Origin of the sequence: Pseudomonas deceptionensis (assembly GCF_900106095.1) — a bacterium.
GTDB classification, from domain to species: Bacteria; Pseudomonadota; Gammaproteobacteria; order Pseudomonadales; family Pseudomonadaceae; genus Aquipseudomonas; species Aquipseudomonas deceptionensis.
Map to the genome: position 1 here is coordinate 4,841,580 of NZ_FNUD01000002.1, position 13,152 is coordinate 4,854,731.

At 60.5% G+C, this 13,152-nt stretch carries 9 protein-coding genes; 7 read left to right on the forward strand and 2 right to left on the reverse strand.

Annotated elements, in window-relative coordinates; genetic code table 11:
• Nucleotides 1-15: 15 nt before the first annotated feature.
• Both BLW11_RS22375 and dapC read left to right on the forward strand, forming a co-directional pair.
• Nucleotides 16-2,718 (forward strand): [protein-PII] uridylyltransferase, encoded by a 2,703-nt coding sequence (locus BLW11_RS22375; protein ID WP_048359910.1) that lies wholly within the window; start codon nucleotides 16-18, stop codon nucleotides 2,716-2,718.
• Between the two features lie 26 nt (nucleotides 2,719-2,744).
• Complete coding sequence (gene dapC / locus BLW11_RS22380) at nucleotides 2,745-3,944, forward strand: succinyldiaminopimelate transaminase (RefSeq protein ID WP_048359911.1); 1,200 nt, start codon at nucleotides 2,745-2,747, stop codon at nucleotides 3,942-3,944.
• 174 nt (nucleotides 3,945-4,118) lie between these two features.
• Here dapC and BLW11_RS22385 read toward each other — a convergent pair whose 3' ends face one another.
• Nucleotides 4,119-5,765 (reverse strand): Na+/H+ antiporter, encoded by a 1,647-nt coding sequence (locus BLW11_RS22385; RefSeq protein WP_048359912.1) that lies wholly within the window; start codon nucleotides 5,763-5,765, stop codon nucleotides 4,119-4,121.
• Nucleotides 5,766-6,049: 284 nt separating this feature from the next.
• Here BLW11_RS22385 and BLW11_RS22390 point away from each other — a divergent pair, with 284 nt between their 5' ends.
• Genes BLW11_RS22390 through BLW11_RS22405 form a run of 4 tightly spaced genes read left to right on the forward strand, consistent with a single transcriptional unit; the run spans nucleotide 6,050 to nucleotide 9,093 of the window.
• Nucleotides 6,050-6,358 (forward strand): arsenate reductase, encoded by a 309-nt coding sequence (locus BLW11_RS22390; RefSeq protein WP_241486132.1) that lies wholly within the window; start codon nucleotides 6,050-6,052, stop codon nucleotides 6,356-6,358.
• A gap of 35 nt (nucleotides 6,359-6,393) precedes the next feature.
• Nucleotides 6,394-7,428 carry a 2,3,4,5-tetrahydropyridine-2,6-dicarboxylate N-succinyltransferase gene (gene dapD / locus BLW11_RS22395; RefSeq protein WP_048359914.1) on the forward strand — a complete coding sequence of 345 codons (1,035 nt, stop codon included), beginning with the start codon at nucleotides 6,394-6,396 and terminating at the stop codon, nucleotides 7,426-7,428.
• Nucleotides 7,429-7,486: 58 nt separating this feature from the next.
• On the forward strand, nucleotides 7,487-8,692 hold the full coding sequence (locus BLW11_RS22400) for a cysteine desulfurase (RefSeq protein ID WP_048359915.1): 1,206 nt from the start codon (nucleotides 7,487-7,489) through the stop codon (nucleotides 8,690-8,692).
• Entirely contained in the window at nucleotides 8,689-9,093 is a 405-nt protein-coding gene (locus BLW11_RS22405) for a SufE family protein (RefSeq protein ID WP_048359916.1), read from the forward strand. The genes BLW11_RS22400 and BLW11_RS22405 overlap by 4 nt, the downstream gene beginning before the upstream one ends.
• A gap of 282 nt (nucleotides 9,094-9,375) precedes the next feature.
• Here the strand turns inward: BLW11_RS22405 and tcdA are convergent, their stop codons facing one another.
• Complete coding sequence (gene tcdA / locus BLW11_RS22410; protein ID WP_048359917.1) at nucleotides 9,376-10,185, reverse strand: tRNA cyclic N6-threonylcarbamoyladenosine(37) synthase TcdA; 810 nt, start codon at nucleotides 10,183-10,185, stop codon at nucleotides 9,376-9,378.
• Between the two features lie 276 nt (nucleotides 10,186-10,461).
• On the opposite strand from tcdA, the gene BLW11_RS22415 reads away from it, so the two are divergent.
• Nucleotides 10,462-13,053 carry a glycosyltransferase gene (locus BLW11_RS22415; protein WP_048359918.1) on the forward strand — a complete coding sequence of 864 codons (2,592 nt, stop codon included), beginning with the start codon at nucleotides 10,462-10,464 and terminating at the stop codon, nucleotides 13,051-13,053.
• Nucleotides 13,054-13,152: the final 99 nt, after the last annotated feature.

The following is a 13,152-nucleotide window of genomic DNA, read 5'->3' on the forward strand; positions in this document are numbered from 1 at the left end:
CAGGAATGCCAATCGATGCCGCAGGTGGATCCAGAACTTTTTGACCGCGGCCAGTTCCAGGCCGAACTGGCATTGAAGGCAAGCCCCATTGCCGCTTTCAAAAAGGCGATCCGCCAGGCACGAGAAGTGCTCGACGAGCGCTTCAAAAAAGGGCGCGATATTCGCCGCCTGATCGAAGATCGTGCATGGTTCGTCGATAACATCCTGCAACAGGCGTGGGATCAGTTCAGCTGGAGCGACCAGGCCCACATCGCCCTGGTCGCCGTCGGCGGCTATGGCCGTGGCGAGCTGCACCCCTACTCCGACATCGATCTGTTGATCCTGCTGGACAACGCCGATCACGAAATTTTCCGCGACTCCATCGAACGCTTTCTGACACTACTCTGGGACATTGGCCTGGAAGTAGGCCAGAGCGTGCGCTCGGTGGATGAGTGCGCCGAGCAAGCCCGTGCTGACCTGACCATCATCACCAACTTGATGGAAAGCCGCACCGTGGCGGGGCCCGAACATTTGCGCCAGCGCATGCTGGATGTCACCAGCACCGCACACATGTGGCCCAGCAAGGACTTTTTCCTGGCCAAGCGCGCCGAGCAAAAAGCCCGTCACCACAAGTACAACGACACCGAATACAACCTGGAACCCAACGTCAAAGGCTCCCCTGGCGGCCTGCGCGATATCCAGACCATTTTGTGGGTCGCCCGTCGCCAGTACGGCACCCTGAACCTGCGCGCCCTGGCCGGCGAAGGCTTCCTGGTCGAAAGCGAACACGCCCTGCTCGCCTCTTCGCAAGAGTTTCTGTGGAAGGTGCGCTATGCCCTGCACATGCTCGCGGGCCGCTCCGAAGACCGCCTGCTGTTCGATCATCAGCGCAGCATCGCCGAACTGCTCGGCTTTACCGGCGAAGATGCCAAGCAGACCATCGAAAACTTCATGCAGCAGTACTACCGGGTGGTCATGAGCATTGCCCAGCTCAGCGACCTGATCATCCAGCACTTCGAAGAGGTGATCCTCGCCCCCGAAGACGAAGCGCCGCCAACGCCGCTGAACTCGCGTTTCCAGTTGCACGATGGCTACATCGAAGCCACCAGCGACTACGTGTTCAAGCGCACGCCGTTTGCCATGCTCGAAATTTTCCTGCTGATGGCCCAGCACCCTGAAATCAAGGGCGTGCGTGCCGATACAATCCGTTTGCTGCGCGAACACCGTTACCTGATCGACGACGACTTCCGTAAAGACATTCGCAACACCAGCCTGTTTATCGAACTGTTCAAGTGCAGGATCGGCATCCACCGCAACCTGCGCCGGATGAATCGCTACGGGATTCTGGGACGCTACCTGCCCGAATTCGGTTTTATCGTCGGGCAAATGCAGCACGACCTGTTCCACATCTATACGGTCGACGCTCACACCCTGAATCTGATCAAACACCTGCGCAAGTTGCAGTACACCCAGGTGTCCGAGAAATTCCCGCTGGCCAGCAAGTTGATGGCCAAGCTGCCCAAGCCCGAGCTGATCTACCTGGCCGGGCTTTACCACGACATTGGCAAGGGCCGTCACGGCGATCACTCAGAGATTGGCGCCGTGGATGCCAAGGCGTTCTGCATTCGCCACCAGCTGCCTCAGTGGGACACCCGCCTTATCGTCTGGCTGGTACAAAACCATCTGGTGATGTCCACCACCGCTCAACGCAAAGACCTGTCAGACCCGCAGGTTATCCACGACTTTGCCCAGATCGTGGTCGATGAAACCCACCTCGACTACCTCTACGTATTGACCGTCGCCGACATCAACGCCACCAACCCGACGCTCTGGAACTCATGGCGTGCCAGCCTGTTGCGCCAGCTCTACACCGAAACCAAGCGTGCCTTGCGCCGCGGCCTGGAAAACCCGGTGGACCGCGAAGAACAGATCCGCCAGACCCAGAGCGCTGCGCTGGACATTCTGGTGCGCGGCGGTACCGACCAGGATGATGTAGAGCAGCTCTGGTCACAGCTGGGTGATGACTACTTCCTGCGCCATAGCTCGGCCGACGTTGCCCTGCACACCGAAGCCATCCTGCAACAGCCCGCCGATGGCGGCCCGCTGGTACTGATCAAGGAAACCACCCAGCGCGAGTTCGAAGGTGGCACGCAGATCTTCATTTATGCACCCGACCAGCACGACTTCTTCGCCGTGACCGTGGCCGCCATGGACCAGCTCAACCTGAACATCCATGACGCACGCATCATCACCTCCAGCAGCCAGTTCACCCTCGACACCTATATCGTGCTCGACAACGACGGCGGCTCGATCGGCAACAACCCGGCGCGTATTGAAAAAATCCGCAAAGGCCTGACCGAAGCCCTGCGCAACCCGGATGACTACCCGACCATCATCCAGCGCCGGGTGCCGCGCCAGCTCAAGCACTTTGCCTTCGCGCCGCAAGTGACGATCCACAACGACGCCCAGCGCCCGGTCACCGTACTGGAACTCAGCGCCCCTGACCGCCCGGGGCTGCTGGCGCGGATCGGGATGATCTTCCTGGAGTTCGACCTGTCGTTGCAAAACGCCAAGATCGCCACCTTGGGCGAGCGCGTCGAAGACGTATTCTTCATTACCGATGCAAACAACCAGCCGTTGTCCGACCCACAGCTGTGCATGCGTTTGCAGGAAGCGATCGTCGAACAACTGACGGTCAACCAGGATTCAACCCCAGAACCGTGGCGCCTTAGCATTTAACCGCCGCCGAGTGAGACCCGCACCCCATGAACAACGCTCTGAACCAGCTACAGCCTTATCCGTTCGAAAAACTGCGCGCCCTGCTTGGCACCGTGCAGCCCAACGCGGACAAACGCCCAATTGCACTGTCGATTGGTGAGCCCAAACACCGCTCGCCAGACTTCGTGGCCAAGGCGCTGGCTGACAACCTCGACCAGATGGCGGTCTACCCGACCACCCTGGGCATCCCGGCGCTGCGCGAAGCCATCGCAGGCTGGGCCGAGCGTCGCTTCAACGTGCCAAAAGGCTGGCTCGACCCGGCGCGCAACATCCTGCCGGTCAACGGCACCCGCGAAGCCCTGTTCGCCTTCACCCAGACGGTAGTCAATCGTGGCGACGACGCGCTGGTGATCAGCCCGAACCCGTTCTACCAGATCTACGAAGGTGCGGCTTTCCTCGCAGGTGCCCAGCCGCACTACCTGCCGTGCCTGGCCGAACATGGTTTCAACCCGGATTTTGACGCTGTATCAGCCCAGACCTGGCAGCAGTGCCAGATCCTGTTCCTGTGCTCACCGGGCAACCCGACCGGCGCCCTGATCCCGCTTGAAACCCTGAAAAAGCTGATTGCACTGGCCGACGAACACGATTTCGTAATCGCCGCAGACGAGTGCTACAGCGAGCTGTACTTCGACGAGCAAACGCCGCCGGTGGGCCTGCTCAGCGCTTGCGTGGCACTGGGCCGTGAAGACTTCAAGCGTTGCGTGGTCTTCCACAGCCTGTCCAAGCGCTCTAACCTGCCGGGCTTGCGCTCGGGTTTCGTGGCGGGCGATGCCGAGATTCTCAAGGCATTTTTGCTGTATCGCACCTACCACGGCTGCGCCATGCCGGTGCAAACCCAGCTCGCCAGCATTGCCGCCTGGAACGACGAAGCCCACGTGCGCACCAACCGCGACCTGTACCGCGAGAAGTTCGATGCAGTGCTGGCGATTCTGGCTCCGGTATTGGACGTACAGCGCCCGGACGGCGGGTTTTACCTGTGGCCCAAGGTTGAAGGCGACGACGCCGTGTTCTGCCGCGACCTGTTCGCCGAAGAACACGTAACCGTGGTGCCGGGCTCTTACCTGTCCCGTGAAGTTGACGGCTTCAACCCCGGTGCAGGCCGCGTGCGCATGGCACTGGTCGCGCCACTGGCCGAATGCGTAGAGGCCGCTGAGCGGATTCGCGACTTTATCCTGCGCCGCCGCTAACACCAAAAACCTGTAGCCGCTGAGGAGCGGAGCGAGGCTGCGATCGATTGCGAAGCGATCGCACAACCTGAGTACGCGATTTTCCCTGCAGGCGCAGACTCCGGTTTTGCGACGACTACGTCGGGGTGCCGCATCACGCCGAACGCAGCCTCGCTCAGCGGCTACAGAACCGGATTACTTCACCGTCCCAAGATTCGCTTCGCTCATGTCCAGATCCTTCAGGACTTCTCTGAGCGCGTCATCGCCAATCTCGTGATGCCGACGCAAGCTGTACAACTCCAGACGCTGCGCCCGCAGCGCCTTGAGGCGCAGGCGGCTCTCCAGCAAGTCCATCTGTGACGCCAGCGCCTGGGCCTCCGCCGAGTCATTGAACACTTCCAGCTGATGCCGGTACTCGGACATGAGCCGCGCCTTCAATTCAGCAGCCAGCGCTGCCTGAGCCGCGTCCGCCGGGGCCTGGGGATCAACCACCTCTTCCGTCTCCAACGCATGGATCGCCGCTTCAGCCGTGCGGCGCCAGGCCTCGCGCACTTCTTTGCGCAAGTCGTCGTCCGGGCTCTTTGGAATACCGCGCAGCAAAATCGGCAAGGCAATACAGGCCGCCACCAGCGACAGCAAAATCACCCCTGCCGCGATAAAAATCAGCAGCTCGCGCTCGGGAAAGTCCAGGCCTTCGCTGATCAACAACGGTACCGACATGACACCCGCCAGTGTCACGGCCCCACGCACACCACCCACGGTCAGCAGCCAGCAGGAACGCGCCGTCGGCACCATTGTCAGCTCGCCCTTGCCACGCCAGCGGCGCAACAGGCCCGACAAGCGCCAGATGCTCTGCACCCAGATAAAACGCAGCGCCAGCAACACCAGAAAGATCGCGATCACATCCAGACAGCGGTACATCAAGGCGGGCCACAGCGTGGTTTCAAGGTGGACCACAGCCTTGACGATGTCCGGCAGCTGCAAGCCCAGCAACAAGAAGATCAGACCGTTAAACGTAAACTCCAGCAGCGACCATACGCTGCGATTGAGCATGCGGGTGCTGGTCTGGCGCGGCAACAAGTCCAGCCAGCTCTGCATCATGCCCGCGGCAACGGCCGACAAAATACCCGAAACGCCCAGGCGCTCCGCCAGCACATAAGCCGCAAACGGCAGCAGTAACATGAACACCACGTGGGTGGCCGGGTCATCCCAGCCACGGGCGATCATCCACGAACGGAACCGCCCCACCAGCCAGCTCAACGCCACGCCGGTTGCCAGCCCGCCGCAAGCCACCAGGACAAACGCCATGCTGGCGTTGGCCAGGGAGAACACCCCGGTAATGGCTGCTGCCAGAGCGAATTTGAACGTCACCAGGCCCGTGGCGTCATTCATCAACGCTTCACCCTGCAACATGTGCATCAAAGGCGCCGGCAAACGGTTCTGCGCAATGGCCGACACCGCCACCGCATCGGTGGGCGACAGCACGGCCGCCAGCGCGAACGCCACCGGCAAAGGAATGGTCGGTAACAGCCAGTGAATGAAATAGCCCGCCCCCACCACCGTAAAGAGCACCAGGCCCACTGCCAGCGTCAGAATCGGCCCCCGCAGGCGCCAAAACTCGCGCTTGGGCATGCGCCAGCCATCCGAGAACAGCAACGGAGGCAAGAACAGAAACAGGAACAGCTCCGGGTTCAACGCCACATGCAGCCCCAGCGTCGGCCAGGCCAACACCGCGCCGGCAGCAATTTGCACCAGCGGCAAAGGCAAGGGAATCAAACGCCCCAATAGACGCGAGACACCCACCAGCATCAGCAGGATGAGGACGGTATAGGCGGTTTGCATATCGACAGGGTTCCCGAACAATCAGCTTCTAAAAGACACAGCTAGCAACATTTTCGCATTGCAGGTCATAGTAGCCCCTGACGAAAAATCTGGAGCCTGAACATAAGTCGCAGTGCGACGACATGTCACAAGAGCATGAGATGCTCAAGCCATCCACGCCCAAGCACGCTACGCATGGCATAATCCGCGACCGCTCATTTCCACGCATCTCCAAAGGAGGGGCAATTTCCGTGACCGATTCAAGCAAGACATTGCACCTTTTCGGCATCAAAGCCTGCGACACCATGAAAAAGGCTCGCACCTGGCTGGATGAACATGCACTGCGCTACGATTTCCACGACTACAAAACCAGCGGTATTGACCGTGAACACCTGACCCGGTGGTGCAACGAGCACGGCTGGCAAGTGGTGCTCAACCGCGCCGGTACAACCTTTCGCAAGCTCGACGACGAACGAAAAGCCGATCTCGACCAAGCCAAAGCCATTGAACTGATGCTCGCACAACCCTCGATGATCAAGCGCCCCGTGCTCGATCTCGGTGACAAAACCCTGATTGGCTTCAAGCCAGATTTTTATGCGGCGGCCCTTCTTTAAACGACCGCCCATTTATTTTTGTAAGAGGTAATTGCATGTCTACTACCCTGTTCAGCGCAGCCTTCGGCGTCGGCACCCAAAACCGTCAAGGCGCATGGCTGGAAGTGTTCTACGCACAACCCCTGATCAATCCATCGGCCGAGCTGATCGCCGCCGTCGCGCCAATCCTGGGCTACACCGGTGGCAACCAGGCAATCACCTTCAGCACCGCACAAGCCGCACAGATGGCTGAAGCCGTCAAACCGGTCGACGCTGCTCAAGCTGCCCTGCTGACCCGTCTGGCCGAAAGCCACAAGCCGCTGGTCGCCACCCTGCTGGCCGAAGACGCCACGCTGACCACCACGCCTGAGGCCTACCTCAAGCTGCACCTGCTGTCCCATCGCCTGGTCAAGCCCCACGGCCTGAACCTGGCCGGCGTGTTCCCATTGCTGCCTAACGTGGCATGGACCAGCCAGGGCGCCATCGACCTGAGCGAACTGGCCGAGCGTCAACTCGAAGCACGCCTGCGTGGCGAGTTGCTGGAAGTGTTCTCGGTCGACAAGTTCCCGAAAATGACCGACTACGTTGTTCCGGCTGGCGTGCGTATCGCAGACGCGGCACGTATCCGTCTGGGCGCTTATGTCGGCGAAGGCACCACCGTGATGCACGAAGGTTTCGTCAACTTCAACGCAGGCACCGAAGGCCCGGGCATGATCGAAGGCCGTGTATCGGCGGGTGTATTCGTCGGCAAGGGTTCGGACCTGGGCGGCGGTTGCTCGACCATGGGCACCCTGTCGGGTGGCGGCAACATCGTGATCAAGGTCGGCGAAGGCTGCCTGATCGGCGCCAATGCCGGTATCGGCATCCCGTTGGGCGACCGCAATACCGTGGAATCCGGCCTGTACCTGACAGCCGGTACCAAAGTGGCGCTGCTGGACGAAAACAACCAGTTGGTCAAAGTACTCAAAGCCCGCGACCTGGCGGGTCAGCCTGACCTGTTGTTCCGTCGCAACTCGCAAACCGGCGCTGTGGAATGCAAAACCCACAAGTCGGCCATCGAGCTGAACGAAGCACTGCACGCTCACAACTAAGCGTCTGTCTGCCACTGACGGGGCCGGTTTCCGGCCCCGTCAACAGAGCCTGAACACCATGCTTTTGCTATCTCCCTGGCGCGCTGACTTCCCAGCCATCGCCGCCTTGCAACGTCAGGACCAGACCTACCTGGACAACGCTGCAACCACGCAAAAACCCCAAGCCCTGCTCGACGCACTGACGCATTACTACGCCAATGGCGCAGCCAATGTGCACCGGGCCCAACATTTGCCGGGTGCCCACGCGACCCAGGCGTTTGAAAACACCCGCCACAAGGTCAAGCAATGGCTCAATGCCGGCGACTGCGGGCAAATTGTTTTCACCCACGGCGCCACTTCGGCGCTGAACCTGCTGGCCTACGGGCTGGAACACCTATTCAACCCGGGCGATGAGATCGTTATCAGCGCCCTGGAACACCACGCCAACTTGCTGCCGTGGCAACAGCTGGCCCAGCGCCGGGGCCTGACCCTGGTGGTGCTGCCACTGGACGCCGACGGCGTGATCGACCTTGACGCCGCCGCTCGCCTGATCACACCGCGCACCCGCCTGCTGGCCGTGAGCCAACTGTCCAACGTGCTCGGCGTATGGCAACCCCTGCCCGCGCTGCTGGCGCTGGCCAGGGCGCAAAACGCGCTGACGGTGGTTGATGGCGCACAAGGCATCGTCCACGGCCGGCATGACGTGCAAGCGCTGGGCTGCGACTTCTATGTATTTTCCAGCCACAAACTCTACGGCCCCGACGGGCTGGGTGTGTTGTTCGGTCGCCACGAAGCGCTGGCCCGCTTGCAGCACTGGCAGTTTGGCGGCGAGATGGTGCAAGACGCTGACTATCAGCACGCAACCTTTCGTCCGGCACCGCTGGGCTTTGAAGCCGGCACGCCGCCGATTGCCAGCGTGATCGGGCTGGGCGCAACGCTTGCCTATCTGGCCAACCTCGACCAGGCCGCCGTTGAATCCCACGAAGCGGCGCTGCATGCACTTCTGGTCGACGGACTGAAGCAGCGCCAGGGCATTCGTCTGCTGGGATCACCACGACTGGCGCTGGTGAGCTTTGTGGTCGATGGCGTGCACAACGCCGATCTGGCACACCTGCTCACCGAGCAGGGGATTGCCGTACGCGCCGGGCATCACTGCGCCATGCCATTGCTCAAAAGCTTTGGGCTGGCCGGTGCCATCCGCGTCTCGCTGGCGCTGTACAACGACTCTGAAGATCTGGAGCGTTTCTTTATCGCCCTCGACCAGGCGCTGGAGCTTCTGCAATGATCTTGCCCGCCGACGCCCAACGTGCTCTCGACAGCTTCGGGCACTGCACCGGCTGGGAGCAGCGTGCACGCTTGCTGATGCAATGGGGCCAGCGCTTGCCCGAGCTGAGCGAAGCCGACAAGACCGAGACCCACCGCGTACACGGCTGTGAAAGTCAGGTTTGGCTGGTGGGGGAACGGGTCGATGGCCACTGGCAATTTGCTGCCAGCAGCGATGCGCGGCTGATTCGAGGGCTCGTGGCGTTGCTGCTGGTCCGGGTAAATGGCTTGAGTACGGAACAACTGCAACAGGTCGATTTGCCTGAGTGGTTCAACCAGCTGGGCCTGAGCCGCCAGCTGTCACCATCGCGCAGCAATGGCTTGAACGCCGTGCTGCTGCGGATGCGGGAATTGGCAGGCTGAACCGCAGCGATACCTGTAGATACTCTGTTGCCAGTCAACCCTCCCACAGTTGAAGTTTCCTTCAGACCTTGTAGCACGGCCAGAATCCTCGAGGCTCCTGCTACACCTGAACGGCCAGTTTATGACTGCTACGCAGCCAATCGCAGCCTCGTGCCTCGACAGCGGCTACAGGACAACGGCAACTGTGGGAGCGAGCCTGCTCGCGAAGGTCGTTCGCGAGCAGGCTCGCTCCCACAGTAGGGCTTGACCTACAACAGAGTATCTACAAGGACCGCATGGCACTCATGCAGGCTTCACCCGCTCCGAAGGCCGGCGGACGCCCGCCACAATCTTGTCCACCGCCTTGGTGGCGGCAACCATGCCGAAGGTGGCCGTCACCATCATCACCGCGCCAAAGCCGCCGGCGCAGTCGAGCTTGACGCCATCGCCGACAAAGCTCTTCTGCAGGCAAATGCTGCCATCCGGCTTGGGGTAGCGCAGCTGCTCGGTGGAGAACACACACGGCACGCTGTAATGCCGGGTCATGGTGCGCGAAAAACCATAATCGCGGCGCAAAGTTGAACGCACCTTCGAGGCCAGAGGGTCGTTGAACGTGCGGTTCAGGTCACATACCTGGATCAGCGTCGGGTCAATCTGCCCGCCCGCGCCCCCGGTGGTAATGATCTGGATCTTGCGCCGCTTGCACCAGGCAATCAGCGCAGCCTTGGCATTGACGCTGTCGATGCAGTCGATCACGCAGTCAATATTCGGGGTGATGTACTCGGCCATGGTTTCGCGCGTCACGAAATCCGCCACTTCGTGGACCACACAGTCCGGATTGATCTGACGCAGACGTTCGGCCATCACTTCGACCTTGTCCCGACCAATGGTCGTGCTCAAAGCGTGTAACTGCCGGTTGCTGTTACTGACGCAGACGTCATCCAGGTCAAACAGCGAAATTTCGCCAACGCCGCAGCGCGCAATCGCCTCTGCCGCCCACGACCCGACACCGCCAACACCGACGATCGCCACATGCGCCGCCTTCAGTCGTTCAAGGCCTTCCAGCCCATATAACCGGGCTACACCGGCAAAACGTGGATCTTCTGTACTCATGACCAACACCCCAAAAACCGGCGCGCATTATAGGGGGCTTACATTGCATTGAGTATCTTTCATACAGGCTAAGCGACCAAGCCTGCTTTAATAGCCTACTGAGTAGAAATATAAGAGCTACAAGTAATACAGGAAGAACTTAAGTCGGCTGCGACTGCCAAATGCCAGACCCAATTCAGTCAGCTGTACGATGGGTTAAAGCACAGTGTAGGATGCGCGCCGTTTGGCACCTGCCGACAGATCTTCGTTCCACTCCCTTTGGAACCCGAAATAGCTATGTCATCGCGTAAATTTGGACTCAACCTGGTGGTGGTACTGGCCATCGCCGCGCTCTTCACCGGCTTCTGGGCGCTGATCAATCGCCCGGTCTCTGCGCCCAACTGGCCAGAGCAAATCTCCGGCTTTTCGTACTCGCCGTTCCAGCAAGGCCAGTACCCGCAGAAAGACCAGTACCCGACCGACGATGAAATGCGTCGCGATCTGGAAATCCTCAGCAAGCTGACCGACAACATCCGCACCTACTCGGTCGACGGCACGCTGGGCGATATCCCCAAGCTGGCGGAAGAATTCGGTCTGCGGGTCACCATCGGGATCTGGATCAGTCCGGACCTGGAGCGCAACGAGCGCGAAATCCAGAAAGCCATCGAACTGGCCAATAACTCGCGCAGCGTCGTGCGGGTTGTGGTGGGTAACGAGGCCCTGTTCCGCGAAGAAATCACCCCTGAAGACTTGATCGTGCTGCTGGATCGGGTCCGGGCTGCGGTCAAGGTGCCGGTCACCACGTCCGAGCAATGGCATATCTGGGAGAAATACCCGCAACTGGCCAAGCACGTTGACCTGATCGCCGCGCACATCTTGCCGTACTGGGAATTTATCCCCGTGGACAAGGCCGGTGAGTTCGTACTGGACCGTGCCCGCGACCTGAAAAAGATGTTCCCGAAAAAGCCGCTGCTGCTCTCGGAGGTTGGCTGGCCGAGCAATGGCCGCATGCGCGGTGGCGCTGATGCGACCCCGGCTGACCAGGCCATCTACCTGCGTACGCTGGTCAACACCCTGAACCGCCGTGGCTACAACTACTTCGTGATCGAAGCCTTCGACCAGCCGTGGAAGGCCAGCGATGAAGGTTCCGTGGGCGCGTACTGGGGCGTGTACAACGCTGCACGCCAGCAAAAATTCAACTTTGAAGGCCCGGTTGTGGCGATCCCGCAATGGCGCGTCCTGGCCATTGGCTCCGTGGTGCTGGCCTTGCTGTCGCTGGCCTTGCTGCTGATCGACGGCTCTGCGTTGCGCCAGCGTGGCCGCACCTTCCTGACCTTCACCGCGTTCCTGTGCGGGTCGGTGCTGGTGTGGATCGGTTATGACTACAGCCAGCAATACAGCACCTGGTTCAGTTTGACGGTGGGGTTCCTCCTGGGGCTGGGCGCACTCGGGGTCTTTATCGTATTGCTCACCGAGGCCCATGAACTGGCCGAGGCCGTATGGATTCGCAAGCGGCGACGGGAATTTTTACCGGTCGATAGCGACGACGCCTATCGCCCGAAAGTCTCGATCCATGTGCCGTGCTACAACGAGCCGCCGGAGATGGTCAAACAGACCCTCAACGCCCTGGCCAACCTCGACTACCCCGATTTCGAAGTGTTGATCATCGACAACAACACCAAGGACCCGGCGGTCTGGGAACCGGTGCGCGACTACTGCGCCACCCTCGGCCCGCGCTTCAAGTTCTTCCACGTGGCACCGCTGGCCGGCTTCAAGGGCGGCGCGCTGAACTATCTGATCCCGCATACCGCGCCGGATGCCGAAGTGATTGCCGTGATCGACTCCGATTACTGCGTTGATCCCAACTGGCTCAAGCACATGGTTCCGCACTTTGCCGACCCGAAAATCGCCATCGTGCAGTCGCCACAGGATTACCGCGACCAGAACGAAAGCACCTTCAAAAAGCTCTGCTACTCGGAGTACAAGGGCTTCTTCCATATCGGCATGGTCACCCGCAACGACCGCGACGCGATCATTCAGCACGGCACCATGACCATGACCCGGCGCTCCGTGCTCGAAGAGCTTGGCTGGGCTGACTGGTGCATCTGCGAAGACGCCGAGCTGGGACTGCGCGTATTCGAAAAAGGTTACTCCGCTGCTTATTCCCACAACAGCTACGGCAAGGGCCTGATGCCCGATACCTTTATCGACTTCAAGAAACAGCGATTCCGCTGGGCCTATGGGGCGATTCAGATCATCAAGCGTCACACCTCAAGCCTGTTGCGCGGTAAAGACACGGAGCTGACCCGTGGCCAGCGCTATCACTTCCTCGCGGGCTGGTTGCCGTGGGTGGCCGATGGCATGAACATTTTCTTCACCGTGGGCGCCCTGTTGTGGTCGGCGGCGATGATTATTGTGCCGACGCGGGTTGATCCGCCGCTGCTGATTTTCGCCATCCCGCCATTGGCACTGTTCGTGTTCAAGGTAGGCAAGATCATCTTCCTGTACCGCCGTGCGGTGGGGGTTAACCTCAAGGATGCGTTTGCGGCGGCACTGGCCGGGCTGGCGTTGTCGCACACCATCGCCAAAGCGGTGCTGTACGGCTTCTTCACCACCAGCATTCCGTTCTTCCGCACACCTAAAAACGCCGACAACCACGGCTTTTGGGTCGCCATCTCGGAAGCCCGCGAAGAAGTGTTCATCATGCTGTTGCTCTGGGGCGCGGCGCTGGGGATCTTCCTGGTGCAAGGCCTGCCAAGCAACGACATGCGCTTCTGGGTGGTGATGCTGCTGGTGCAATCGCTGCCGTATCTGGCGGCGCTGATCATGGCCTTTATGTCTTCGCTGCCCAAACCGGTCGAAGCCACTGAAGAACAACCTGCTGCATAAATTGACTGCAACCTCTAAACGGCGGCCTCTGGCCGCCGTTTTGCTTTAAGATATCCGCCCTTTCTCGCCCGCACCGCACACGCCCAGCCTCGGAGTTCA

Coding starts and splice junctions, on each gene's coding strand:
- dapC (WP_048359911.1), top strand. CDS start 2,745: ATGAACAACGCTCTGAACCAGCTACAGCCTTATCCGTTCGAAAAACTG.
- BLW11_RS22415 (WP_048359918.1), top strand. CDS start 10,462: ATGTCATCGCGTAAATTTGGACTCAACCTGGTGGTGGTACTGGCCATC.
- BLW11_RS22400 (WP_048359915.1), top strand. CDS start 7,487: ATGCTTTTGCTATCTCCCTGGCGCGCTGACTTCCCAGCCATCGCCGCC.
- BLW11_RS22385 (WP_048359912.1), bottom strand. CDS start 5,765: ATGCAAACCGCCTATACCGTCCTCATCCTGCTGATGCTGGTGGGTGTC.
- BLW11_RS22390 (WP_241486132.1), top strand. CDS start 6,050: ATGAAAAAGGCTCGCACCTGGCTGGATGAACATGCACTGCGCTACGAT.
- dapD (WP_048359914.1), top strand. CDS start 6,394: ATGTCTACTACCCTGTTCAGCGCAGCCTTCGGCGTCGGCACCCAAAAC.
- BLW11_RS22375 (WP_048359910.1), top strand. CDS start 16: ATGCCGCAGGTGGATCCAGAACTTTTTGACCGCGGCCAGTTCCAGGCC.
- BLW11_RS22405 (WP_048359916.1), top strand. CDS start 8,689: ATGATCTTGCCCGCCGACGCCCAACGTGCTCTCGACAGCTTCGGGCAC.
- tcdA (WP_048359917.1), bottom strand. CDS start 10,185: ATGAGTACAGAAGATCCACGTTTTGCCGGTGTAGCCCGGTTATATGGG.